This window comes from Microvirga arabica, assembly GCF_016811235.1.
In the GTDB taxonomy this organism is placed as follows: domain Bacteria; phylum Pseudomonadota; class Alphaproteobacteria; order Rhizobiales; family Beijerinckiaceae; genus Microvirga; species Microvirga arabica.
The window spans coordinates 38745-61131 of sequence record NZ_JAFBID010000025.1 but is presented as its reverse complement, the minus strand read 5'-3'; the positions used below and the strand labels follow the sequence as shown (position 1 = coordinate 61131).

19 protein-coding genes and 1 pseudogene are annotated in these 22387 nt (G+C 64.6%); 17 read left to right on the top strand and 3 right to left on the bottom strand.

Features of this window, described 5'->3' with window-relative positions; translation table 11 throughout:
* Positions 1-31: 31 nt before the first annotated feature.
* The 9 genes and pseudogenes from JQC81_RS34340 to JQC81_RS14610 form a co-directional block, all read left to right on the top strand.
* Positions 32-411 (top strand): annotated as a pseudogene (locus JQC81_RS34340) (MerR family transcriptional regulator); the annotation flags it as partial.
* Positions 409-624, top strand: a complete 216-nt coding sequence (locus JQC81_RS33125; protein ID WP_376772407.1) for a MerR family DNA-binding protein — start codon at positions 409-411, stop codon at positions 622-624. The pseudogene JQC81_RS34340 and the gene JQC81_RS33125, both read left to right, overlap by 3 nt.
* Before the next feature lie 288 nt (positions 625-912).
* The gene (locus JQC81_RS14640) at positions 913-2706 is read left to right on the top strand and encodes an acyl-CoA dehydrogenase C-terminal domain-containing protein (RefSeq protein WP_203272536.1); all 1794 of its coding nucleotides are present in this window, start codon (positions 913-915) and stop codon (positions 2704-2706) included.
* A gap of 125 nt (positions 2707-2831) precedes the next feature.
* Complete coding sequence (locus tag JQC81_RS14635) at positions 2832-4040, top strand: acetyl-CoA C-acetyltransferase (protein WP_203272535.1); 1209 nt, start codon at positions 2832-2834, stop codon at positions 4038-4040.
* A 121-nt stretch (positions 4041-4161) separates the two neighbouring features.
* Positions 4162-6369: an FAD-dependent oxidoreductase gene (locus JQC81_RS14630; protein WP_203272534.1), complete on the top strand. Its 2208-nt coding sequence runs from the start codon at positions 4162-4164 to the stop codon at positions 6367-6369.
* Positions 6370-6519: 150 nt separating this feature from the next.
* Complete coding sequence (locus JQC81_RS14625; RefSeq protein ID WP_203272533.1) at positions 6520-7029, top strand: DinB family protein; 510 nt, start codon at positions 6520-6522, stop codon at positions 7027-7029.
* Positions 7026-7574, top strand: a complete 549-nt coding sequence (locus JQC81_RS14620) for an acyl-CoA thioesterase (RefSeq protein ID WP_203272532.1) — start codon at positions 7026-7028, stop codon at positions 7572-7574. Before JQC81_RS14625 ends, JQC81_RS14620 begins: the two co-directional genes overlap by 4 nt.
* Before the next feature lie 53 nt (positions 7575-7627).
* Positions 7628-8251 carry a 2-hydroxychromene-2-carboxylate isomerase gene (locus JQC81_RS14615; RefSeq protein ID WP_203272531.1) on the top strand — a complete coding sequence of 208 codons (624 nt, stop codon included), beginning with the start codon at positions 7628-7630 and terminating at the stop codon, positions 8249-8251.
* Between the two features lie 9 nt (positions 8252-8260).
* Positions 8261-8959, top strand: a complete 699-nt coding sequence (locus tag JQC81_RS14610; RefSeq protein WP_203272530.1) for an aspartate/glutamate racemase family protein — start codon at positions 8261-8263, stop codon at positions 8957-8959.
* Between the two features lie 50 nt (positions 8960-9009).
* Here the strand turns inward: JQC81_RS14610 and JQC81_RS14605 are convergent, their stop codons facing one another.
* Positions 9010-12519, bottom strand: coding sequence for a PAS domain-containing hybrid sensor histidine kinase/response regulator (locus tag JQC81_RS14605; RefSeq protein ID WP_203272529.1), 3510 nt, complete (start codon positions 12517-12519; stop codon positions 9010-9012).
* Positions 12520-12589: 70 nt separating this feature from the next.
* The gene (locus JQC81_RS14600; protein ID WP_203272528.1) at positions 12590-13504 is read right to left on the bottom strand and encodes a LysR family transcriptional regulator; all 915 of its coding nucleotides are present in this window, start codon (positions 13502-13504) and stop codon (positions 12590-12592) included.
* A gap of 100 nt (positions 13505-13604) precedes the next feature.
* Between JQC81_RS14600 and JQC81_RS14595 the strand changes: the two genes are divergently transcribed.
* The 5 genes from JQC81_RS14595 (at position 13605) to JQC81_RS14575 (ending at position 17504) form a co-directional block, all read left to right on the top strand.
* A complete protein-coding gene (locus JQC81_RS14595) occupies positions 13605-14039 on the top strand; it encodes a DoxX family protein (protein WP_203272527.1) in 435 nt (144 codons plus the stop codon).
* Positions 14040-14050: 11 nt separating this feature from the next.
* Entirely contained in the window at positions 14051-14545 is a 495-nt protein-coding gene (locus tag JQC81_RS14590; protein WP_203272526.1) for a VOC family protein, read from the top strand.
* A gap of 57 nt (positions 14546-14602) precedes the next feature.
* Positions 14603-15037 (top strand): large conductance mechanosensitive channel protein MscL, encoded by a 435-nt coding sequence (mscL, locus tag JQC81_RS14585; protein ID WP_203272525.1) that lies wholly within the window; start codon positions 14603-14605, stop codon positions 15035-15037.
* 114 nt (positions 15038-15151) lie between these two features.
* The gene (locus JQC81_RS14580; protein ID WP_203272524.1) at positions 15152-16354 is read left to right on the top strand and encodes a pyridoxal phosphate-dependent aminotransferase; all 1203 of its coding nucleotides are present in this window, start codon (positions 15152-15154) and stop codon (positions 16352-16354) included.
* A gap of 100 nt (positions 16355-16454) precedes the next feature.
* A complete protein-coding gene (locus JQC81_RS14575) occupies positions 16455-17504 on the top strand; it encodes an AbrB family protein (RefSeq protein WP_203272548.1) in 1050 nt (349 codons plus the stop codon).
* A gap of 3 nt (positions 17505-17507) precedes the next feature.
* On the opposite strand, the gene JQC81_RS14570 is transcribed toward JQC81_RS14575, so the two are convergent.
* Complete coding sequence (locus tag JQC81_RS14570; protein ID WP_312887518.1) at positions 17508-18395, bottom strand: MurR/RpiR family transcriptional regulator; 888 nt, start codon at positions 18393-18395, stop codon at positions 17508-17510.
* A 124-nt stretch (positions 18396-18519) separates the two neighbouring features.
* Here JQC81_RS14570 and JQC81_RS14565 point away from each other — a divergent pair, with 124 nt between their 5' ends.
* The 3 genes from JQC81_RS14565 (at position 18520) to JQC81_RS14555 (ending at position 22340) form a co-directional block, all read left to right on the top strand.
* The gene (locus JQC81_RS14565) at positions 18520-19308 is read left to right on the top strand and encodes an N-formylglutamate amidohydrolase (protein WP_203272523.1); all 789 of its coding nucleotides are present in this window, start codon (positions 18520-18522) and stop codon (positions 19306-19308) included.
* Positions 19309-19373: 65 nt separating this feature from the next.
* Positions 19374-20909, top strand: a complete 1536-nt coding sequence (locus JQC81_RS14560; RefSeq protein WP_203272522.1) for an amino acid permease — start codon at positions 19374-19376, stop codon at positions 20907-20909.
* 60 nt (positions 20910-20969) lie between these two features.
* On the top strand, positions 20970-22340 hold the full coding sequence (locus JQC81_RS14555) for a glutamine synthetase family protein (protein ID WP_203272521.1): 1371 nt from the start codon (positions 20970-20972) through the stop codon (positions 22338-22340).
* Positions 22341-22387: the final 47 nt, after the last annotated feature.

Genomic DNA, 22387 nt, shown 5'->3' with positions numbered 1-22387 from the left:
AAACCCGTTAAACGGAGGGGGTTTAGAGGCCATGGATGACCGGCCGGAAGGGAAATTCCCTTCGGACATGCCCCTCAAGGAAACTTTGTCTAACCCAGCGGCATATGATGACCGTAATAATCTTGCAAAAGACGAAATATATGTTCTATCATTTCATTGCCGAGGGGAAGTGCATCAAGCGCTGACCCGAGAATGGAACATGACGGGGCATTCTATGGATCAATACGCAGTCAGCGCAGATGCCGGCAACTCCGGAGAGGGCGCAAAATTCTATACCATCGGCGATCTGGCACGCGAGTTCGGAGTGACCCTCCGGACGCTCCGGTTCTACGAGGATCGCGGCCTCCTGTCCCCCGCCGGGACGGCACCGCCCGCATTTACGACGCCCGCGACCGTGAGCGCCTCTCCGTGATCCTGAAGGGAAAGCAGCTCGGCTTCACCCTGACCGAGATCCGCGCCATGCTGGCCGAGGAGCGGTCTGGCAATGGCCCGGCCATGAACCTCAAGCTGTCCTTCGACCAAGTCGAGGACCAGATCCAGCATCTCGAGCAGCAGAAGAAAGAGATCGAGGAAGCCCTGGCCGAGCTCCAGGCCCGCCGCGCCGGTCTGGCTGCAGCGGCCTGACCTTCTCCGCAAGATCGAGTTCTCTAAAACAAGCCCTTCGGGATCAGGCTCTACGCCTCGGTACCGGAGGGCTTTTCTTTTGCGCGTTGGAATGCGTGAGAAGGGATATGGCCCAAGATCGGCTGTCAGGCCTCCAGGCCAGCACCCCAGCTCCATAGATCCCTCGAAAGATTTACCGGCCCGCCTCTTCCAAACGCGGCTAGATAGTTTATATGTGAACTATCTGCTTGGCCGTGATCTTTTCGTATGGGAAGATGGCGGCCGGAAACCGACCTGGGAGACATCCGAATGCCGGTCTACAAGGCCCCCGTCGAAGACGTCATGTTCCTTCTGAACGACGTGTTCCCAATTGAGCGCTACAACAACCTGCCCGGTTTCGCCGATGCGACGCCCGACACGGTGGAGGCGATCCTGGCCGAGGGCGCCAAGCTCTGCGAGGAGGTGTTCGCGCCCCTGAACCTCTCCGGGGACCAGGAGGGCTGCACCCGCAATCCGGATGGATCGGTCACGACCCCCAAGGGCTTCAAGGAGGCCTACGAAGCATACTCCACCGGCGGCTGGATGGGTCTGGCGGCGCCCGAGGAATATGGCGGGCAGGGCCTGCCCTCCGTTCTCAACACCATCATGCAGGAATTCGTCTCCTCGTCGAACCTGGCGCTCGGCATGTATCCGGGGCTGACGCAAGGCGCCATCGCGGCGCTCATCGAGCATGGCACCGAGGAGCAGAAGCAGATCTATCTGCCGAAGATGACCGAGGGCACATGGACCGGCACCATGAACCTCACCGAGCCCCATTGCGGCACGGATCTCGGGATGCTCAAGACCAAGGCCGTGCCGAACGGCGACGGCTCCTATGCCATCTCCGGCACCAAGATCTTCATCTCCGCCGGCGATCACGACATGGCGGAGAACATCGTCCACCTGGTGCTCGCCCGCATCGAGGGCGCGCCTGCCGGCACCAAGGGCATCTCGCTCTTCGTGGTGCCGAAGGTTCTCGTGAACGAGGACGGCTCGCTGGGTGAGCGCAACGGCGTCTCCTGCGGCTCCCTCGAGCACAAGATGGGCATTCACGGCAATGCCACCTGCGTGATGAACTACGATGGCGCAAAGGGCTGGCTCGTCGGTCAGGAAAACCGCGGTCTCAACGCCATGTTCGTGATGATGAACGAGGCGCGTCTTGCGGTGGGCGTGCAGGGGCTGGCCCAGTCCGAGGTGGCCTACCAGAACGCGGTCGCCTATGCGAAGGGCCGTCTCCAGGGTCGCTCGCTCACGGGCGCGAAATACCCCGACAAGCCTGCAGATCCGATCATCGTGCACCCGGACGTGCGCCGCACGCTCATGTCCATCAAGGCCTTCAACGAAGCGGGCCGCGCGCTCATCGTCTGGACCGGGTTGAACAGCGACATCGCGCACCGTTCCTCCGACGACACGCAGCGCCAGACGGCCGAGGACTACATGGGTCTCATGACCCCGGTGGTGAAAGGCGTGCTCACCGATCTCGGCTTCGACAACGCCGTCAAGGCGCAGCAGATGTTCGGCGGCCACGGCTACATTGAGGAATGGGGCATGTCGCAGTTCGTGCGCGATACCCGCATCACGCAGATCTACGAGGGCGCCAACGGCATCCAGGCCATGGACCTTGTGGGCCGCAAGCTCGGCAAGGACGGCGGGCGCGCCGTCATGACCTTCTTCAACGAGGTCGGCGCCTTCTGCCAGGAGAACGCCGGCGACGAGAGCCTCAAGGCCTATATCGCTCCCCTGCAGCAGGGTCTCGGCCATCTGCAGCAGGCCACCATGTGGTTCATGCAGAACGCGATGGCAAAGCCCGACAATGCCGGCGCCGGCGCCACCGACTACATGCACCTCTTCGGCACCGTGGTCATGGGCTATATGTGGGCCAAGATGGCCAAGGCCGCGCAAACCCGGAAGGCTGAAGGCAACGGGGTGGCGGACAAGATGGACGCCAAGCTGCTCACCGGCCGGTTCTTCATGGAGCGCATGATGCCCGAGACTGCCACGCGCCTGGCTCGCATCACCACGGGCGCGGACACGACCATGGCGCTGCCGGTTGAGGCGTTCTAAGTAACAGGCGTCATCCCGGCCGAAGTGCCGGGATCGCGTGACGCGTAAAGCGTTCCATTCTGCCAACGATCCCGGGTTCTGCCCTGCAGCCCCGGGATGACACATGATCGTTCTGGGAGGCCTCCATGGCTGAAGCCTATATCTACGACGCCGTTCGCACGCCGCGCGGGCGCGGCAAGCCGGATGGTTCGCTGCACGAGGTTCCGGCGGTGGACCTCGCCGTCACGACGCTCGACGCCATCCGCAAGCGCAACAACCTCGACCCGAAGCTGGTGGAAGATGTGGTGCTCGGCTGCGTCGATCCCGTCGGCGAGGCGGGCGGCGACATCGCCCGCGCGGCGGCGCTGAAGGCGGGCTTCGGCAAGGAGGTGCCGGGCGTCCAGATCAACCGCTTCTGCGCCTCCGGCCTCGATGCGGTGGCGCTCGCCGCCGCGCAGGTCATGTCGGGCATGAAGGACATCACCATCGGCGGCGGCGTGGAATCCATGAGCCGCGTCGGCATGGGCGCCTCGGGCGGCGCATGGCCGGTCGATCCGGGCATCGCCATCGACAACTACTTCCTGCCGCAGGGCATCTCGGCGGATCTGATCGCCACCAAATACGGCTTCTCCCGCGACGATGTGGATGCCTATGCGGTCGAGTCGCAGAAGCGCGCCGGCAAAGCCTGGGACGAGGGACGTTTTTCCAAGTCCGTCGTGCCGGTGAAGGACATCAACGGCCTGACGATTCTGGCGCGTGACGAGCACATGCGGCCGCAGACCGACATGCAGTCGCTCGGCCAGCTCAAGGCCGCCTTCGTGCAGATGGGCGAGATGGGCGGCTTCGACGCGGTGGCGATCGCGGCGCACCCGGACGTGGAGTTCGTCAACCACGTTCATCACGCGGGCAACTCCTCGGGCATTGTGGACGGTGCGGCTGCCGTGCTCGTCGGCAACCGGGAAGGCGGCGAGAAGGCCGGCTTGAAGCCGCGTGCGCGCATCAAGGGCTTTGCCTCCATTGGGTCCGACCTCGCGCTCATGCTCACCGGCCCCATCGACGTGTCGGAGCTCGCGTTGCGCAAGGCCGGCATGACGAAGGACGACATCGATCTCTTCGAGATCAACGAGGCATTCTCGTCCGTGGTGCTGCGCTACATCCAGGCCATGGATCTCGATCCGGCGAAGGTCAACGTGAATGGCGGCGCCATCGCCATGGGACATCCGCTGGGCGCCACCGGGGCCATGATCCTCGGCACCGTGCTCGACGAACTGGAGCGCACGAACAAGCAGACGGCTCTCGTGACGCTGTGTGTGGCCGCCGGCATGGGCACGGCCGCGATCATCGAGCGGGTTTGATTTGCTGTCATCCCGGGGCCGCAAAGCGGAACCCGGGATCGTAAAACCAGAAATCGGATAGCGATCCCGGCTCTTCGCTTCGCTGCGGCCGGGATGACGGGAAACCTCCCGGGAGGACACCATGACGAACTTCACCAATTTCCGCTTCGAAACCGATGCCGACGGCATTGCGCTCGCCACCTGGGACATGCCCGGGCGCTCCATGAACGTGATCACTCCCGAGGTGATGGGCGAGCTGGAGCAGATCATCGATAAGGTTGCTGGCGACGAGGCCATCAAAGGTTGCGTCATCACCTCCGGCAAGGAGGCGTTCTCGGGTGGCGCGGATCTCACCATGCTCCAGGGGCTCGGTGCGGAATATGCGCGGCTCGCCAAGGACAAGGGGGAAGAGGCTGCCATGCAGTTCTTCTTCGACGAGTCCCGCAAGCTCTCGCTGCTCTACCGCCGTCTCGAGACCTGCGGCAAGCCGTTCGCGGCAGCCGTTCACGGCGTGTGCCTCGGCGGCGCCTTCGAGCTCGCGCTCGCCTGCCACTATCGTGTGCTGTCGGATGTGGATTCCACCCGCGTCGGCCTGCCCGAGGTGAAGGTGGGGCTCTTCCCGGGCGCTGGCGGCACGCAGCGCGTGGCACGCCTCATGCAGACGGGCGATGCGCTCCAGATGCTGTTCAAGGGCGAGCAGATCCGCCCGCTCATGGCGCGCAATATGGGCCTCGTGCACGCCGTTGCGCCGCGCGACGGGATCGTGCAGGCGGCCAAGGACTGGATCAAGCAAGGCGGCTCGGCCGTCGCGCCCTGGGACCAGAAGGGCTACAAGCTTCCGTCGAACAAGGTGTTCTCTGCTTCCGGCATGCAGATCTGGCCGCCGGCCAATGCCATTTATCGCCGCGAGACGCAGGACAACTACCCGGCGATCCGCGCCATTCTCGAATCCGTCTATCAGGGCCTGCAGCTCCCAATGGATCTGGCGCTGAAGGTGGAGTCGCGCTGGTTCGCCAAGATCCTGCGTTCGAAGGAGGCGGCGGCGATGATCCGCACGCTCTTCATCTCTATGCAGGATCTCAACAAGGGCGCGCGCCGCCCGAAGGACGTGCCGGCCACCAGCCTGAAAAAGGTTGGCGTGATCGGCGCGGGCTTCATGGGCGCGAGCGTTGCCTATGTCACAGCCAATGCCGGGCTTGAGGTCGTGCTCATCGACCGCGACGTGGAAGCGGCCGAGAAGGGCAAGGCGCATTCGCACAAGCTCATGAGCGATCAGGTCATGAAGGGCCGCGCCAAGACGGCGGACCGCGACGCGCTGCTCGCCCGCATCACGACATCGGCGGACTACAACGATCTCAAGGATTGCGACCTCGTCATCGAGGCGGTGTTCGAGGATCCCAAGGTGAAGGCTGAGGTGATCCGACAAGTCGAGGCAGCGATCCGCCCCGATTGCATCTTCGCCTCCAACACCTCGACCCTGCCAATCTCTGGCCTCGCGCAACAGTCGAAGAATGCTGGCCAATTCATCGGCATCCACTTCTTCTCGCCGGTCGAGAAGATGATGCTCGTCGAGATCATCATGGGCAAGGAGACGGGCGACAAGGCACTCGCCACCGCGCTCGACTACGTGCGCCTGATCAAGAAGACGCCGATCGTGGTCAACGACTCGCGCGGCTTCTTCGCCAACCGCTGCGTGCTCGCCTACATCCTCGAAGGTCACCTCATGCTGACTCAGGGCGTGCCGGCCACGATGATCGAGCAGGCCGGCAAGCAGGCAGGCATGCCGGTCGGACCTCTCTCGCTCAATGACGAGGTGGGAGTCGATCTCGGCCTCAAGATCCTGCGCGCTACCAAGGCGCAGCTCGGCGATGCCGCCATCATCCCGGAGCAGGAGCAACTGCTCACCACGCTGGTGGAGCGGGAAGGGCGTCTCGGCCGTAAGAACCGGAAAGGGTTCTACGATTATCCGGAAGGCGGTCAGAAGCGCCTCTGGCCGGGACTGAAGGACCTCCAGGTGAACCCGGCGGCCGCCGAGCTCATCGACATGGACGAGTTGAAGCAGCGCCTGCTCGTCACGCAGGCCCTGGAAGCGGCGCGCACCGTCGAGGAGGGCGTGGTCACCGATCCGCGCGAGGCCGATGTGGGCTCGATCCTCGGCTTCGGCTTCGCGCCTTACACGGGCGGCGCGCTCTCCTATATCGACTTCATGGGCGCGAAGGCCTTCGTGGAATTGTGCCGGACGCTCCAGGCCAAGCACGGCGACCGCTTCGCACCGCCGAAGAGCCTTGTCGACATGGCAGCTTCCGGTGAGAGTTTCTACGGTCGTGCTGCGGCGAAGAAGGCGGCGTGACCTGCTCAAACCCTCTTCCCTTTGCGGGGGAGGGTGGCGAACGAAGTGAGCCGGGAGAGGGGAAGTGCTTGACGTCTTACGTCCCCTCTCCCGATCTGCTTCAGGTTACCCTCTCCCGCAGAGGGGAGGGGGCAAAAGGAGGAGCCTTTCATGAAACCGCACTTCGCCATGATGGCCGGCTACAACGCCTGGTGTAACGCGCGCCTCTACGATGCGGCCGCGCAGCTGTCCGATGCGGATTACCGAGCCGATCGCGGGGCGTTCTTCAAGTCAGTTCACGGCACCCTGAACCACATTCTCGTCGCCGACAGAATCTGGATGAAGCGCTTCACCGGCGAGGGAGAGGCGCCGAACCGGCTTGATGCCATCCTGTTCGAGGACTTTGCCGAACTGCGCGCGGCGCGGCAGGAGGAAGATGCGCGGATCGTCGCCTATGTCGAAGGTCTCTCCGAAGCCGATCTCACGGGTCGCTTCCGCTATCGGACGATCACGAATCCAACCGATATCGAGCAGCCTCTGGCGCCGGCCCTGATGCATTTCTTCAACCACCAGACCCACCATCGCGGGCAGGTTCATTGCCTGTTGACTGGCTTCGGCCGTGAGGCACCCTCCCTCGATCTTCTCCTCCTGCAACGCCAGACCGGGATCGGCACGACATGAACCTGTGGCTGCGCGTCCTCCACCTTATCATCGTGTCCTTTTTCCGGCCGAAGCTCAACCCGGTAAGGGACGTGTCGCGCCTGACCTTCCGCGTGTGGCCGCACGATCTCGACACATCGCTGCACATGAACAACGGGCGCTACTGGACGCTCATGGATCTTGGTCGCACGGACCTGATGATCCGCTCCGGCCTGTGGCGGCCCATCCTCAAGCACGGTTGGGTGCCCGTGGTGGCCGCGGGGCAGATCCGGTTCCGACGGGAGCTGAAGCCCTTCCGCGCCTTTACCATCGAGACGCGCATCCTGACATGGTCGGACAGCCATGTGGTCATGGAGCACCGGCTCGCTTCCTGGAGCAAGGACGGCAGCCCCGTCCTCAACGCCATCGCCCTCGTGCGGGCGGGGCTCTACGACCGCAAGGAGCGCCGCTTCGTTCCCATGGAGCGCCTTCTCGGCGAGATCGGCGTGCAGGCGGAGGCGCCGGTCGCCGCCCCCGAGGTCGAGGCCTTCCTCACGGCGGAAGAGACATTGAAGAGCGCGGCTTGATGGTCCAAGCTAGAGCAACGCCGCTTAAGGCCTGCTAACCCCGAATCGGATCCATGCCCCGCATCATCGACTATTACTTCTCCCTCGTGAGCCCCTGGGCCTATATCGGCCATGCGCCTTTTATGGAGATCGTCCAGAAGCATGGCGCCGAGGTCAATTACAAGCCGGTGTTCCTGGGCCGGGTCTTCGCGGAAACCGGCGGTCTGCCGCTCGCCCAGCGCCACCCGGCCCGCCAGCGCTACAGGATCCTCGAACTCCAGCGCTGGCGCGACAAGCGGGGCCTCTCCTTCAACATCAACCCGAAACACTGGCCCTTCGACGTGAACCTCGCCGACCGGTTTGTGATCGCCATCAATGCCACCGGCAAGAGCCCGGACGCCTTCCTGCGCCGTGCCTACGCGGCCGTGTGGGAGGAGGAGCGCAATCTCGCCGACCCGCTCGTGCTCGCGGAACTGGCCGAGCAGGCGGGTTTCGACTCGTCCACGCTGATAGATGTGGCCACCGGCAGCACCACCGAGGCGATCTATGCGCTCAACCTCGAGAACGCGGTGGCAGGCGATGTGTTCGGCTCACCGGCCTATGTGCTCGACGGCGAAGTGTTCTGGGGCCAGGACCGGCTCGACCTGCTCGACGATGCGCTGGCGAGCGGTCGTGCACCTTATACGCCAAATCCCTAAAGGCTCATCATGAAGACCATTGGGCTCATCGGCGGCATGAGTTGGGAAAGCTCGGCCGAGTATTACCGCATTGTCAATCAGGAGACGAACCGGCGGCTCGGGGGCGTGCACTCGGCGCAATGCCTGATGTGGTCGTTCGACTTCGAGGAAATCAAGCGGCTTCAGCACGACGGTGAATGGGACAAGCTTGCAGAGGTGATGAAGGAGGCAGCCATCCGGCTGGAGCGCGGTGGCGCCGACTTCCTCGTCATCTGCACCAACACCATGCACCGCTTGGCAGACGCAGTCTCATCGGCCGTTGGCATTCCGCTGCTTCACATCGCCGATCCCACGGCCGAGAAGATCAAGGCTTCGGGCTTCGAGCGGGTCGGCCTGCTCGGCACGGCCTTCACCATGGAGCAGGAATTCTACAAAGGCCGCTTGCAGCAGCGCCACGGCCTTAACGTGATCGTGCCGGACGAGGATGACCGCCGGGTCGTGCATGAGATCATCTACAAGGAGCTCGTGCTCGGGCAGGTCAGGACGGAGTCCCGCGAGGCCTATCGCGCGGTTATCGCACGCCTGATCGCGCGCGGCGCTCAATGTGTCATTCTCGGCTGCACCGAGATCATGCTTCTGGTGAAGGATGAGGACAGCGCCGTGCCGCTGTTCGACACCACGACGATCCACGCCGTGGCAGCCGTCGATGAGGCCCTGAGGCTCGTTTAATACGCCCGTCATCCCCGGAACAAGTCCGGGGATGACGAAGGAAACTGTCTTTATTCCGCCGCCACCCGGGTGGCCCGCCATTGGGTCAGCAGCGCCCGGAAGGCCGCAGGCTTCAGCGGCTTGTTGAGAACATGGATGTTCATGGCGGCGGCGGCTTCGCGGACGGCGGGCGTGCGGTCGGCCGTCACGAGCACGGCGGGCGTGTCGACCTGCGTTTTCCACCGCAGGGCCTTGATCAGTTCGAGACCGTCCGTGTCGTCGAGGTGGTAGTCGGCGATAATGACCTCCGGCAGCCCCTTGTGCGTGCGCAGGGCCTGATGGGCCGTTTCGAGGTCCGACGCGGTCCACACCTCGCAGCCCCATCCCGTGAGCAGAAGACGCATGCCTTCTAGAATGGCGGGCTCGTTGTCGATGACCAGCACGCGCAGGCCCGACAGCACGGTTGCCGGAGCCTTCGGCGGCTCGGGCGCCGCGGCCGTCGCCGGAAGAGCGGCGACCACAGGCACTTCGACCCGGAACACGGAACCGCGCCCGACCTCGGAGTTCAGCGTGATCGGGTGCTTGAGCACGCGACCGATGCGCTCGACGATGGAGAGGCCCAGCCCCAGGCCGCGCGCCACCTTCATGCCCTGGTCTAAACGCTGGAACTCGCGGAAGACAACGCGCTGCTTGGAGGACGGAATGCCGAGACCGGTATCCCAGACCTCGAGAACGAGATGTCCGGCGCGCCGGCGCGCGCCGACGAGCACGCGTCCCGAAGGCGTGTATTTGATCGCGTTGGAGATCAGGTTCTGCAGTAGACGGCGCATGAGGCGTCGGTCGGATCGCACCGTCAGGGAAGAGGGGACGAAGGCGAGCTTCAGGTTCTTGGCCCTGGCCACCGGCTCGAACTCGCGCTGCAGCTGGCGGAACATCTCGTCGACACGGAAGCTCGACCATTGTGGTTTCATGGCGCCCGTATCGAGGCGCGAGATGTCGAGAATGGCCGTGAGGATCTCCTCGACGGCATCCAACGACGCGTCGATGTTTTCCGCCAGCGTCACGTCGCCCGCTTCGCGATCGCGCTCCACGAGCGAGGTGGCATAAAGGCGGGCCGCGTTGAGCGGCTGCAGGATGTCGTGCGAGGCGGCTGCGAGGAAGCGTGTCTTGGAGATGTTGGCCTCATCGGCTTCCGCCTTGGCGTTCCGCAGCGCCTCGTTGAGGCGCGTGAGTTCCTCGGTCCGCTCACGCACCCGCTGCTCCAAGGTTTCGTTGGCGCGACGGCTCGCCTCTTCGGCGAGAACAGTTTCGGTCACATCCGTGTAGGTGGTCACGTGGCCGCCATCGGGCAGAAGGTTCGAGCGGATCTCGATGACCTTGCCGGAAGGATAGAGCCTGAGGCGCACCGGCTCCACATCGTGGCGGAAGGAGTGGAGGCGCGCCGCCACGAGATCCTCGATCCTGCCCGGACCGTAAGAACCGCGCGAGGCGTTGTAGCGCACGATCTGCTCCATGCCGATTCCCACCTGCACGAAGTTGGGCGGCATGTCGTAGAGGTCGAGGAAGGCCTGGTTCCATGCGAGCAGCCGCAGGTCGCTGTCGATCACCGTGATGCCCTGCTTGGCATAGTTGAGTGCGTGCTGGAGAAGGTCGCGGCTGTGCTGGATGGCCGCCGAGGCATCGTCCAGCAGCTTGAGGGCGGCTTCCGTGGAGACGGTGCGGCGGCGCAGCAGAAGCGACAGCGCGAGCCGGGACGAGGCGGTGCCGATGGCCGAGGCCAGAAGGTGCTCCGCATAACGCAGGAGATGGATGTCCGCCTCGGCGCGCGTATCCAGATTTTGTCCGCGGCTATGGGCGAACCCCTCGAACGACCGGGCCGTGCGCTCCTCGCCGAGATAGCGGGCAACGGTGGCGCGCAACTCGCCGACGCTCACGCTGGCGCGGAACAGGCGGAAGCTCGGCGCGGCCGAGGCCGCCGCCTCGCCGAGGAAGACATTGGCCTGGATCTGCTCCATGGCCGTTACGGGCCGCCACAGGGAGAAGGCGATGTAGCAGAGGATGTTGAGTGTCAGGCTCCAGACGACGCCATGGGTGAGCTGGGGCAGGTCGACCCCGAACAGGGATGTGGGCTTCAAGGCCGTGATGCCGAACGGGCCTGTGACGACCACATCCGACCAGAACACGCGGTCCCAGACGAGGCTCGGCAGGAGGAGCGTGTAGGCCCAGGTGATGAAGCCGACCACGAGGCCGACGCTGGCGCCAAGCGCCGTGCCGCGCGACCAGATGAGGCCGCCAAGGAATGCGGGCGCAACCTGGGCGATGGCCGCAAAGGAGAGGAGCCCGATGGCCGCGAGCGCCGCTTCCCCTGAGGCGCGGTAATAGGCGTAGCCCAGCAGGATGACGAGAACGATGGAGATGCGCCTGACGCCGATCACGAAGCTGCCGGGGTCGATGCCCGCAAAGGCGCGCCGCCGCAGCACGATGGGCATGACCAGATGGTTCGAGATCATCACCGCCACGGCGACGGAGTCGACGATCACCATGGCGGTGGCCGCCGAGAATCCGCCGAGGAAGGCGATCACCGCCAGCGTGCCGGCGTTGTCCATCAGCGGCAGCGCCAGCACCGTCATGTCCCGGTCGATGGTTCCCTCGGGGAAGGCCGCCATACCGGCCAGGGCGATGGGCACGACGAAGAGGTTGATGAGAACCAGATAGAGCGGAAACAGCCAGGCCGCGCGCTTCAGGTCCGCGATGTCGTGGTTCTCGACCACGGTGACATGGAACTGGCGCGGCAGCAGAAGGGTGGCGCAGGTCGAGAGCAGGATGAGCGTAATGTAGCTGCCGAAGCCCGATGTCCGCTCCATCAGGGCGGAGGTGGTGCCCTGCGCGTTGAGGCGCTGAACGATGTCGTCGTAGCCGCCGAACATCACGAAGGTGATGTAGCCGCCGACGATCAGGAAGGCGATCAGCTTCACCAGGGATTCGATGGAGATGGCAAGGAGGAGGCCGTTCTGGTGTGCAGTCGCATCCGTGTGGCGCGTGCCGAAGGCGACGGCGAAGCCCGCCAGAACGAGAGCGACCACGAGAGCCAGATCGCCGAGGACCGGCAGTTGGGTCAGGGATGAGCCGTTTGCCGCCGTGAGGAATACGTCGAGCGACGATGAGACGGCTTTGAGCTGCAGGGCGATGTAGGGCACAGAGCCGATGAGGGCGATGAGGCTGACGAGGGCCGCCACCCTTTCGCTCTTGCCGTAGCGGGCAGCGACGAAATCGGCGATGGACGAGATGTTCTGGGTCTTCGCCACGCGCACCACCCGGGCGACGAGCGGAAACCCTAAGCCGATCACCAGGATCGGCCCGATATAGATGGCGAGAAAGTCGAAGCCCGAATGGCTGGCGAGCCCGACCGATCCGAAGAAGGTCCAGGACGTGCAGTAGACCGCGAGCGCGAGGGCCGCGATGGTCGAGCGGGCCGGCCCCTGAACGAAGCGTCGTCCCCAGTTGTCGCCCCAATAGGCCACCGTGAACAGGAAGCAGAGATAGACCAGTGCCGACAACACGACGGCCCAGGTGGCGACCATAGGCGTGAACCCTCGAAAACAGACGTCACTTAGCTTTAGCCGGTAATGGGTACGAAGGCCACCGCGCCGGTCAAAGGCCCCGGTCCCAATCGGGCTCTGGCCCAAAGCGCTCTGCAAGAAAAGCGGTAAAGGCACGAACCTTCGCCGGGGCCTGTCGGCCCGAGGGGAGGACGGCATGGATGCCCGGCTGGTAAGTTGGGTAGGTGTCGAGCACGCGCACGAGCCGGCCGTCGCGCAGGCAATCTCCGACGATGAAGGTGGGCTGATAGATCAGCCCCTGGCCGGCAACGGCCGCAGCCAGCAGAGCATCGCCGTTATTGGCCCGCAGATTGCCCTGCACCGGCACGGTGATTTCGCCATCCTGGCCGAAGGTCCAGCGGTTCGCCCCGATGGCGCTAGGCAGAGTGTAGCCGAGGCAATTGTGCCGGGCGAGATCGTCGAGCTTTTCCGGCGTTCCATGCTCCTTCAGGTAGGAGGGAGCGGCGCAGACCACAGTGCGGCAGGGGGCAATGCGCCGTGCGACAAGGCTCGAATCCTTCAGCCGCCCGATCCGGATTGCCAGGTCCCACCCTTCCTCGATCAGATCCACGAAGCGGTCGGCGAGACCCAGATCGAAGGAGACGGCCGGATGGATACGGGTGAATTCAGGGAGGGCCGGGGCGATGTGACGAAAGCCGAAGGTGAGGGGAACGTTGAGCCGCAACGTTCCCCTCGGTTCAATCCGATCGAGGCTGGCGGAGGCCTCCGCCTCCTCGATTTCGGCCAGGATGCGCTCGCAAGCCGTGAGATAGTTCCGTCCACCCTCGGTCAGCACCAGCTTGCGGGTGGAGCGATGCAGCAGCTTGACCCCGAGCCTGTCCTCAAGGGCAGCCACATGCTTTGTCACCATGGTCTGAGAGAGATTGAGGGCCCGTGCCGCCGCCGAGAAGCTGCCGAGGGCTGCGACACGAACGAAGACCTGCATGCTGGTGACACGGTCGAGCATGAACAGCCTCACTCCGCGGGTGTGAACTGATATTCAATGTAGGATATTATCCTACCATTAGTTTGAGATCATATGAAGGCTCCTCTCTGGAGACATTCCGATGATCGACACCCGCACTGCCCCCTATGCCGCCCTGGTCCTGCGCATCACCCTCGGCGTCCTGTTTCTGGCCCATGCCGGTCTCAAGGTTTTCGTGTTCACCCCTGCTGGCGCCGCCCAGTTCTTCGGCAGCCTCGGCCTGCCGCCGGCTCTCGCTTACCTGACCATCGCGGCGGAAGCGCTTGGTGGCATTGCCCTGATCCTCGGTCTGTTCACCCGCTGGGTGTCCCTGGCCCTGATCCCGATCCTCCTTGGCGCTATCGTGTTCGTTCACGGCAAGGCCGGCTTCTTCTTCAGCAACCCGAACGGCGGCTGGGAATTCCTCGCTTTCTGGATCGCGGCCCTCGCGGCTCAGGCTCTTCTGGGTGACGGCGCTCTTGCGGTGCGCGCCGGATCGGCGAAGACTGCTCCTTCGTTGGCCACGCGTTCCGCTTGAAGGAGACCGTGATGATGAACCCTCGGCCCATCGATCCCGGCGTCAGGATTGGCCACGTCCATCTCAAGGTGGCCGATCTCGAGCGCTCGCTTGCCTTCTACTGCGGCGTGCTCGGCTTTGAGCTGATGCAGCGCTACGGCAGCCAGGCGGCCTTCGTATCGGCCGGGGGCTATCACCACCACATCGGCCTCAATACCTGGGAGAGCCAGGGCGGGTCCCCGCCGCCTCCCGGCACCACCGGGCTCTACCATGTGGCGATCCTCTATCCCACGCGGGCGGCTTTGGCCGATGCGCTCTACCGTCTGGCCGAAGCCGGCATTCCGTTGCAGGGGGCGAGCGATCACGGGGTGAGCGAGGCGCTCTACCTGAACGATCCCGACGGCAACGGCATCGAGCTCTACGTGGATCGCCCGCAGGACCAGTGGCCGAGAACGCCTGAGGGCGAGCTCCAGATGGTGACGCGGCGGCTCGACCTGCAGAACCTGCTCGCCAGCCGCACCGCTTGACGAACTCTTCTGGCCGGACAGCTTAAGCTTGGCAGACAAGCAGCAGGAGGTCCGGCCATGTGGAACGAGTTCAAGCAGTTTGCGCTTCGCGGCAATGTGGTCGATCTCGCCATCGGCATCATCATCGGGGCGGCTTTCAGCAAGATCGTGGATTCGCTCGTCGGCGACATCTTCATGCCGGTCATCGGGGCAATCACTGGGGGCCTCGATTTCACGAACTACTTCACGCCCCTGTCCGAGGCCGTGACGGCACCGGCCCTGGCGGAGGCCAAGAACCAGGGCGCCGTGCTCGCCTGGGGCAGCTTCATCACCGCTGCCATCAACTTCATTATCATCGCCTGGATCCTGTTTCTGCTGGTCAAGGGCATGAACCGCCTGCGCCGCACGGAGGACGCCAAGACCGGCACCGCCGACAAGCCCACGGAAATTCCGGCCGACGTGAAGCTCCTGACTGAAATTCGCGACCTGATGAAGGCGGGACGCAGCCTCTGATCCATCACCGGTTTCGATCGAATCCTTCGTCTTTTGTTATGCGACGCATTCGAGGCTTGCCTTGAGGGGCCGAACGGGCCATCCCTGTTCGCCGGCTTCCCAAGGAACTCTCCCATGAATGCGTCCGTGTCGATTCCGTCCGTTCTCAACCTGCGCCCCGAAGCGGAGCAGGCGCCGACCAGCGGCATCGTCGACGTGTTCAGCTACGGCCGGCTGAAGCCCGGCATCATTCCGCTCTGGGTGGGCGAGGGCGATCTGCCGACGCCGTCCTTCATCTGCGAGGCGGCGGCTCAGTCGCTCGCCAAGGGCGAGACCTTCTACACCTACCAGCGCGGCATTCCCGAACTGCGCCAGGCCATCGCCCGCTATCACGAGCAGGTCTACCGCAAGGCTTTCGATCCCGAGCGCTTCTTCGTAACCTCCGGCGGCATGCCGGCCATGCAGCTTGCCTTTCGCATGCTGGCCGGCAATGGCGACGAAGTGCTGATCCCCACGCCGGCTTGGCCGAACTTCGCCGGCGCGATCACGATTGCCGGAGCGCGCCCCGTGCCCGTGCCGATGGCCATCGATGAAAAAGGCTGGCATCTCGATTTTGAGCGGCTCGAACAGGCGATTACGCCCCGCACTCGCGTGCTCGTCATCAACTCGCCGTCGAACCCGACGGGCTGGGTGGCAAGCCATGACGATCTTCGCGCCGCCCTCGATCTCGCCCGCCGTCACGGGCTTTGGATCGTGGCGGACGAGATCTACAGCCGCTTCATCCACGATCCGGCGCTCACCATCGACGGGCGCACGCCGTCCTTCCGGGATGTGATGGAGCCGGAGGACAAGATCATCTTCGTCCAGACCTTCTCCAAGAACTGGGCCATGACCGGCTGGCGCCTCGGCTGGCTGGAGGCTCCGCCGGCTTTGGGACAGGTGATCGAAAATCTCGTGCAGTATCAGACCTCGGGAACGCCGGTCTTCGTTCAGCGCGCGGGCGTGGCGGCCATCGAGCAGGGCGAGAGCTTCCTGGCCGATCAGATCGTCCGGGCCCGTCAGGGCCGGGAGATCGTCGGGCGGCTGAGCGACACCGGCCTCGTGGAACTGCCGCCGCCGAGCGGCGCCTTCTATGCGTTCCTGAAGATCAAGGGCGCCAAGAACTCCAAGGACATCGCCTTCCGCCTCATCGACGAGGCCAATGTAGGCCTGGCCCCGGGCTCCGCTTTCGGCGAGGCGGGCGAGGGCTATCTTCGCCTGTGCTACCTGCGCAAGCCCGAGGATGTGGAAGAGGCGGTGCGCCGCATCAGCGAGGCTCTGCCGCGGCTCGTGGCCTAGCCTAGCCTCTTTCTGCGCCGCGTAGTCGCCCACCGCATGGCCTCTGCGCGCCATCGGCATTTGACCGGCGGGGAAAGGGCGTTCATTGAGCAACACCGTGATGCCTCCCGTGCTTGCCCATCTCGTCCAGATCCTGATCGCCGCCCTCGGCGGGCTCGTGTTCCACTGGCTCGGCGTTCCGGCGGCATGGCTGTCCGGTGCTGCGATCGCGGCCACCCTATGGGGACTCACCGGATGGGCAGTCTCCCTGCCGCGTGCTCTCGCCGATGCCGCCATGCTGATCTCGGGGGCCGCCATGGGCGCGGCGGTGACGCCCGAAGCCATCGGCGCCATGGGCCGCTATCCCGGCAGCCTCATTCTCCTGGTGATCGGCGTGGTGGCGATCTCGACGGCCTCGACGGCGTGGCTCGTGCGCATGTCGGGCTGGCGCAGGGCTGATGCGGTGCTGGCCTCCGTGCCGGGCGCGCTGTCCACCGTTCTTGCCGTCGCCGCCGAGCGCAAGGCTGAGGTCGCCTCCATCGCCATCGTGCAGAACTTTCGTCTCTTCGTGCTGATCGCGCTGCTGCCGAGCCTCGTCGTGCTCACGGGCGACGGCGGCAACACCGGCGCGCTGATCGGTGAAGGCTTGCCCATCGAGAGCCCGGGCGGCATGGCTTTCATCCTCCTCGGCGGATTGCTCTTGGGAGCCGTGTTCAAGCAGTTGAAGGTGGCCGCCCCGATCCTGCTCGGCGCGACAGTAATGAGTTCGGTGAGCCACGGGACCGGATGGATCACCGGCGTGATCCCTCCCGTCATTGCAACCGGCGGCCTCGTGCTGATCGGGCTCTTCATCGCCGAGCGGTTCCGCAACATCCAGCGCTCGACCCTCAAGCGCGCCTTCATTGCGGCGCTCGGCTCCTTCACGGTCGGCATGGTGGTGGCGGCGCTCTTTGCAGGCGTTGCTGCGTGGCTGGCGGGGGTCAGCTTCGCCAACGGTCTGGTCGCCTTCGCGCCGGGCGGGCTGGAGGCGATGACCGTTCTCGCCCTCATCCTGGGGCTCGATCCGCTTTATGTGGGCATCCACCACCTCGTGCGATTTCTCGGCATCGGCCTCGTGCTGCCGTTCCTGATCGGCTGGCTGCAGCGGGACAGGGCGGCGGCTGCGGAGTAGAGCTTACGATTGCTCGTTCCGCAGCCGCTCCACCGTTTCCATGCGGGGCTTCGCCGTCTCCCACAGGCGCTTTGTGACGGCAGCGACCAGAGCTTCGGTCAGCAGGAGAAGACCTGCCGAGGAATCCCAATTGGACGGCGCGACGATGTGGGCGGGCAGCACGTGCCGCGCCACGCGGGCGATGGGGGAAAGCCATGGATCGGTGAGCAGGACCACCGTCGCTCCCTGCCTCGCGGCCGTTTCGCACAATGCCGTCACATCCTCCTGATAGCGGCGGATGTCGAAGGCGACGATCACGTCCTTCCTGCCGATCTCGATCATCCGGTCGCGCCAGAGGGCCGGCTGCCCTTCGATGAAGTCCACATGACTGCGCACGATGCGAAAATGGCTCTCGGCATAGCGTGCAAGCGCGCCTGTGAAGCGCCCGCCCGTGAAATGGATGTGCCGGCGCGGATCGGAGAGAAGCGCCACCACCGCGTCGAACTCGGCCGGCGCAATGTTCTCCACCGTCGCCCTCAGGTTGCCGATCACGGCCTCCGCGAAGGACGCAAGAGCCGGCGCGCCTTGCCCCTTGTCGGAGGGGCTGGCCTTGGCAAGGGGCGAAAGGAGCTGGGCCTCGAGCTCCTCCCGCAGGTGCTTCTGAAAATCCGGAAAGCCGCTGAAGCCCAGCCGGGTGACAAAGCGCAGAACCGATGGGGCGGAGATGCCGGCCCGGGAGGCGAATTCCGCAACGGTATCGAGGCCGGCGAAGGGATAATGGCTCAGGAGAAGATGGGCGGCCCGCTTTTCGCTGGGCGTGAAGGATTCCATCTCGAGCCGGATGCGCTCGGCGAGGCTCGGCGGCTCCGTGCGGGGAGGGGGTGGGTTGCGGCGCATACTGGATTGATTCACAGCCCCTCCTTGACGCTTCCTAAAACCTGTATCAGAAATTTCAGAACCTGAGAATTCCATAAGAAACGTATCAAGCGTTCAACCGGGGACAATTCTGCCGTCAGGCAGATTGACGGAGAACCGCATGACGCAGGCGAGCCGGGTGCCAGCCGATCAAGTCTCTGCCGCAACGGCAGGGCAGCCGGTTGCCGCTATCGAGAACCCACAGGGGCGCTCGCCCATCCTGCTCATCTGCGAGCATGCCTCCAACCACCTGCCGGCCCGTTACGGCACCCTAGGGCTCGGGCCTGAAGAACTCGAAAGCCACATCGCCTGGGACCCCGGCGCACTTGGTGTCGCGAAAGAGCTCTCCCGTCTGCTCGATGCGCCGCTGATCCACGCCACGGTCTCGCGCCTCGTGCTCGATCTCAACCGCGAACCGTCCGCGCCGGATTCGATCTGGACCCTGAGCGAGCGCACCACGATCCCGGGCAACCTCGACCTCGACGCGGAGGAGCGGGCCATCCGCGTGTGCGAGGTCTATGACGCGTTCCACAATGCGGTCGATGTGTTTGCCGATGCACGCCATGCGGCCGGGCAGCTTGGCGCCGTCGTGTCGATCCATTCCTTCACGCCCGTGTACCGGGACGTGCCGCGCCCCTGGCAGATCGGCCTCATCTTCAATCGCGACGAGCGCTATGCCCGCTATGTGGAGGCCGGCCTGAAGCAGGATCCGGCGCTGACCGTCGGAATGAACGAACCCTATTCGCCAGCGGACCGGGTGTTCCACACCCTGGAGCGCCACGCCGAGAAGCGTGGTCTCCCTCCGCTGATGATCGAAATCCGCAACGACCTGATCCGCACACAAGACGGACAGGCGTCGTGGGCCAGCCGTCTGGCGCCGCTTTTGAGGGAGGGGGCACGGACGCTCTGAACAACGGGGATGGCGCAGGACGTGCCATGACCCGAAAGGCAGACTATTCTTGGAGGAATGAGTCGATGTCAGTCGGACAAGGGAATCCCGGGGTTCATGCCCCGCCAGCCGGGGTGCAGAACGCCGCCGGTGTCACCTACACCACGGTGGATCAAGACTACTTCGAAGCCCGGCGCCTCAAGCGCCACGCACGCGTCTGGTCGCTCTGGGCGCTGGGCGTCGGCGCTGTGATCTCGGGTCATTATTCGGGCTGGAACCTCGGCCTCGCCAACGGCTTCGGGGCGATGTTCTTCGCCACGATCATCATCGCGATCATGTATCTGGGCCTGACCTTCTCGCTCGCCGAGATGTCGCCGGCCCTGCCGCATACGGGCGGCGCCTATTCCTTCGCCCGCACGTCCATGGGGCCGTGGGCGGGCTACATCACGGGCATCGCGGAGAACATCGAGTTCGTGCTCACCCCGGCGGTGATCGTGTTCTTCATCAGCTCGTATCTGTCGGCGATCTTCGAGACGGCGCCGGCGTTCCAGCCCGTGTATTGGGTGCTGTGCTACGCGCTGTTCGTCGGCCTCAACATCATCGGTGTCGAGCTGTCGTTCAGGGTCACGGTAGGAGTTACGCTGGCGGCCCTTGCGGTGCTGGCCTTCTTCTATGTCTCGGTGCTGTTCTCCGGCCAGTTCGACTTCTCGCGCTGGGCGTTGAACATCGGGCCCGACGGCGCAGAGCTTCCCAGCGGCAATGGCCCCTTCCTGCCCTTGGGTGTCAGCAGCATCCTGGCCTCGTTGCCCTTCGCGGTCTGGCTGTTCCTTGCCATCGAGCAGCTGCCGCTGGCGGCCGAAGAGTCGCACGATCCGCAGCGCGACATGCCCAAAGGCATCATCGCGGGCATCTTGACGCTGATCGCTTCCGCCTTCCTCGTGCTCTTCCTGAACACGGGCATCGCGCCGGGTGCGGTGGGCCTAGGCAAGTCGGGCGAGCCCCTGCTCGACGGGTTCCGCACCCTGTTCGGCACGGATATCGCGAAGATCCTGGCGGCCATCGCCGTGATCGGCCTCATTGCCTCGTTCCACACCATCATCTTCGCCTTCGGGCGGCAGATCTACTCCCTGTCGCGGGCAGGCTACTTCCCGAGTTTCCTGTCGGTCACGCATGGCGAACGCAAGACGCCGCATGTGGCGCTGATCGCGGGCGCGGTGCTGGGCCTCCTGGTGATGCTGATCATCTGGTTCTCGGCAGGCGCCGAGGCGGGTGCGACGGTCATCGGCGGCACGCTGCTCAACATGGCAGTGGCGGGCGCGATGCTGGCCTACTTCATGCAGGGCATGTCCTATGTGGTGCTCAAGCGGAAGTTCCCGAACCTGCACCGCCCCTACAGGAGCCCGTTCGGCATCGCGGGCGCGGTGATCTGCATGGTGATCGCAGCCGTGACGCTCTACTTCCAGCTCACCGACTCCGTGTTCCGCACCGCCGTCATCGGCGTCGCGGTCTATTATGCGGTGATGATGGCCTACTTCCTGCTCGTCGGTCGGCACAAGCTCATCCTCTCGCCGGAGGAGGAGTTCGCGCTCACCAAAGGCCAGAGCGAGTACAAGTCCTACTAACCCTTCGGGAGCGCGCCCGCTGCGCGCTCCCTTTCTCCTTTTATGGTCAAGGTTTTTCGTATGGACGCTCCCAAGATCAAGAATGCCACTGACGCGCTGGAATACGTGCGCAGCCGCGATCTGCCCTTCGTGAAGATCGGGCTAACGGACGTGGACGGCATCATGCGCGGCAAGTACATGGCCCGCGACAAGTTCGAGTCCGCCCTCGAGAAGGGCTTCGGCTTCTGCGACGTGGTGCTGGGCTGGGACTCCAATGACCAGCTCTACGACAATACCACTCTGACCGGCTGGCACACCGCGTATCCCGATGCGACGGCGCGGGTGATCCCGGAATCCATGCGGCTCATTCCCTTTGAGAACGACCTTCCGTTCTTCCTAGCCGAGTTCGAGGGCTATGCGGAGGCAGCCTGCCCGCGCGGCGTGCTCCGGCGGGTGCTGAAGAAGGCGGAGGATATGGGCTTTGCGGTCTCGGCCGCGGCCGAGTTCGAGTTCTTCCTGTTCGAGGAAACGCCGCATTCCGTGCGCGAAAAGAGCTACCGCGATCTCAAGAACATCACGCCGGGCTTCTTCGGCTACTCGGTGCTGCGCTCTGGCGTGCATGCGGATTTCTACCATGAGCTTCTCGACCTCGGAAAGAAGATGGATTTCGAGATCGAGGGCCTGCATACGGAGACAGGACCCGGTGTGCTGGAGGCTGCGATCCGCGTTGACGACGCGTTGAGCGCAGCCGACAAGGCGGCCCTGTTCAAGACCTATACCAAGATTCTCGCCCAGCGCCGCGGCTGGATGGCCACCTTCATGGCCAAGTGGTCGCGCGACTGGCCCGGCCAGTCCGGCCACCTGCACACGTCCCTGCGTGATCTCAAAACCGGCAAGGGCGCCTTCTACGACCCTCAGGCCAAGCATAACATGTCGGAGGCCATGCGCTGGTTCGTGGGCGGTCAGCAGAAGCTGATGCCCGAAATCCTCGCCATGGTGGCCTGCACGGTGAACAGCTACACACGGCTGATTCCCGGCTTCTGGGCTCCCACCGACTCTGCGTGGGGCGTGGAGAACCGCACCACGGCACTGCGCGTCATCCCGGGCTCCGAAAAATCCCAGCGGGTGGAGTACCGAGTCGCGGCTGCCGACATCAACCCGTATATCGCGCTCGCGGCCGCTATCGGCTCCGGCCTTTGGGGCATCGAGAACCGGATCGATCCGGGCGAGCCGATCCAGGGCAATGCCTACGCGGTCGAGCACCCGAAGGAGCGGGCCCTGCCGCGTTCCTTAAGCGAGGCAGCCGAGCGGCTGAAAGGGTCGCAGCCCGCGCGCCAGCTCTTCGGCGACACCTTCGTGGAGCATTACGCTGCAACCCGCGAATGGGAGGAGCGCGAGGCGCGCAAGGCTATCACCGATTGGCAACTCGCGCGGTACTTCGAGATCATCTAAAAGCCTTTTCGAGACTCAAGCACAGGAGAGGACCATGGCCTTCCGGG

Coding starts and splice junctions, on each gene's coding strand:
- JQC81_RS14640 (WP_203272536.1), top strand. CDS start 913: ATGCCGGTCTACAAGGCCCCCGTCGAAGACGTCATGTTCCTTCTGAAC.
- JQC81_RS14635 (WP_203272535.1), top strand. CDS start 2,832: ATGGCTGAAGCCTATATCTACGACGCCGTTCGCACGCCGCGCGGGCGC.
- JQC81_RS14630 (WP_203272534.1), top strand. CDS start 4,162: ATGACGAACTTCACCAATTTCCGCTTCGAAACCGATGCCGACGGCATT.
- JQC81_RS14625 (WP_203272533.1), top strand. CDS start 6,520: ATGAAACCGCACTTCGCCATGATGGCCGGCTACAACGCCTGGTGTAAC.
- JQC81_RS14620 (WP_203272532.1), top strand. CDS start 7,026: ATGAACCTGTGGCTGCGCGTCCTCCACCTTATCATCGTGTCCTTTTTC.
- JQC81_RS14615 (WP_203272531.1), top strand. CDS start 7,628: ATGCCCCGCATCATCGACTATTACTTCTCCCTCGTGAGCCCCTGGGCC.
- JQC81_RS14610 (WP_203272530.1), top strand. CDS start 8,261: ATGAAGACCATTGGGCTCATCGGCGGCATGAGTTGGGAAAGCTCGGCC.
- JQC81_RS14605 (WP_203272529.1), bottom strand. CDS start 12,519: ATGGTCGCCACCTGGGCCGTCGTGTTGTCGGCACTGGTCTATCTCTGC.
- JQC81_RS14600 (WP_203272528.1), bottom strand. CDS start 13,504: ATGCTCGACCGTGTCACCAGCATGCAGGTCTTCGTTCGTGTCGCAGCC.
- JQC81_RS14595 (WP_203272527.1), top strand. CDS start 13,605: ATGATCGACACCCGCACTGCCCCCTATGCCGCCCTGGTCCTGCGCATC.
- JQC81_RS14590 (WP_203272526.1), top strand. CDS start 14,051: ATGATGAACCCTCGGCCCATCGATCCCGGCGTCAGGATTGGCCACGTC.
- mscL (WP_203272525.1), top strand. CDS start 14,603: ATGTGGAACGAGTTCAAGCAGTTTGCGCTTCGCGGCAATGTGGTCGAT.
- JQC81_RS14580 (WP_203272524.1), top strand. CDS start 15,152: ATGAATGCGTCCGTGTCGATTCCGTCCGTTCTCAACCTGCGCCCCGAA.
- JQC81_RS14575 (WP_203272548.1), top strand. CDS start 16,455: ATGCCTCCCGTGCTTGCCCATCTCGTCCAGATCCTGATCGCCGCCCTC.
- JQC81_RS14565 (WP_203272523.1), top strand. CDS start 18,520: ATGACGCAGGCGAGCCGGGTGCCAGCCGATCAAGTCTCTGCCGCAACG.
- JQC81_RS14560 (WP_203272522.1), top strand. CDS start 19,374: ATGTCAGTCGGACAAGGGAATCCCGGGGTTCATGCCCCGCCAGCCGGG.
- JQC81_RS14555 (WP_203272521.1), top strand. CDS start 20,970: ATGGACGCTCCCAAGATCAAGAATGCCACTGACGCGCTGGAATACGTG.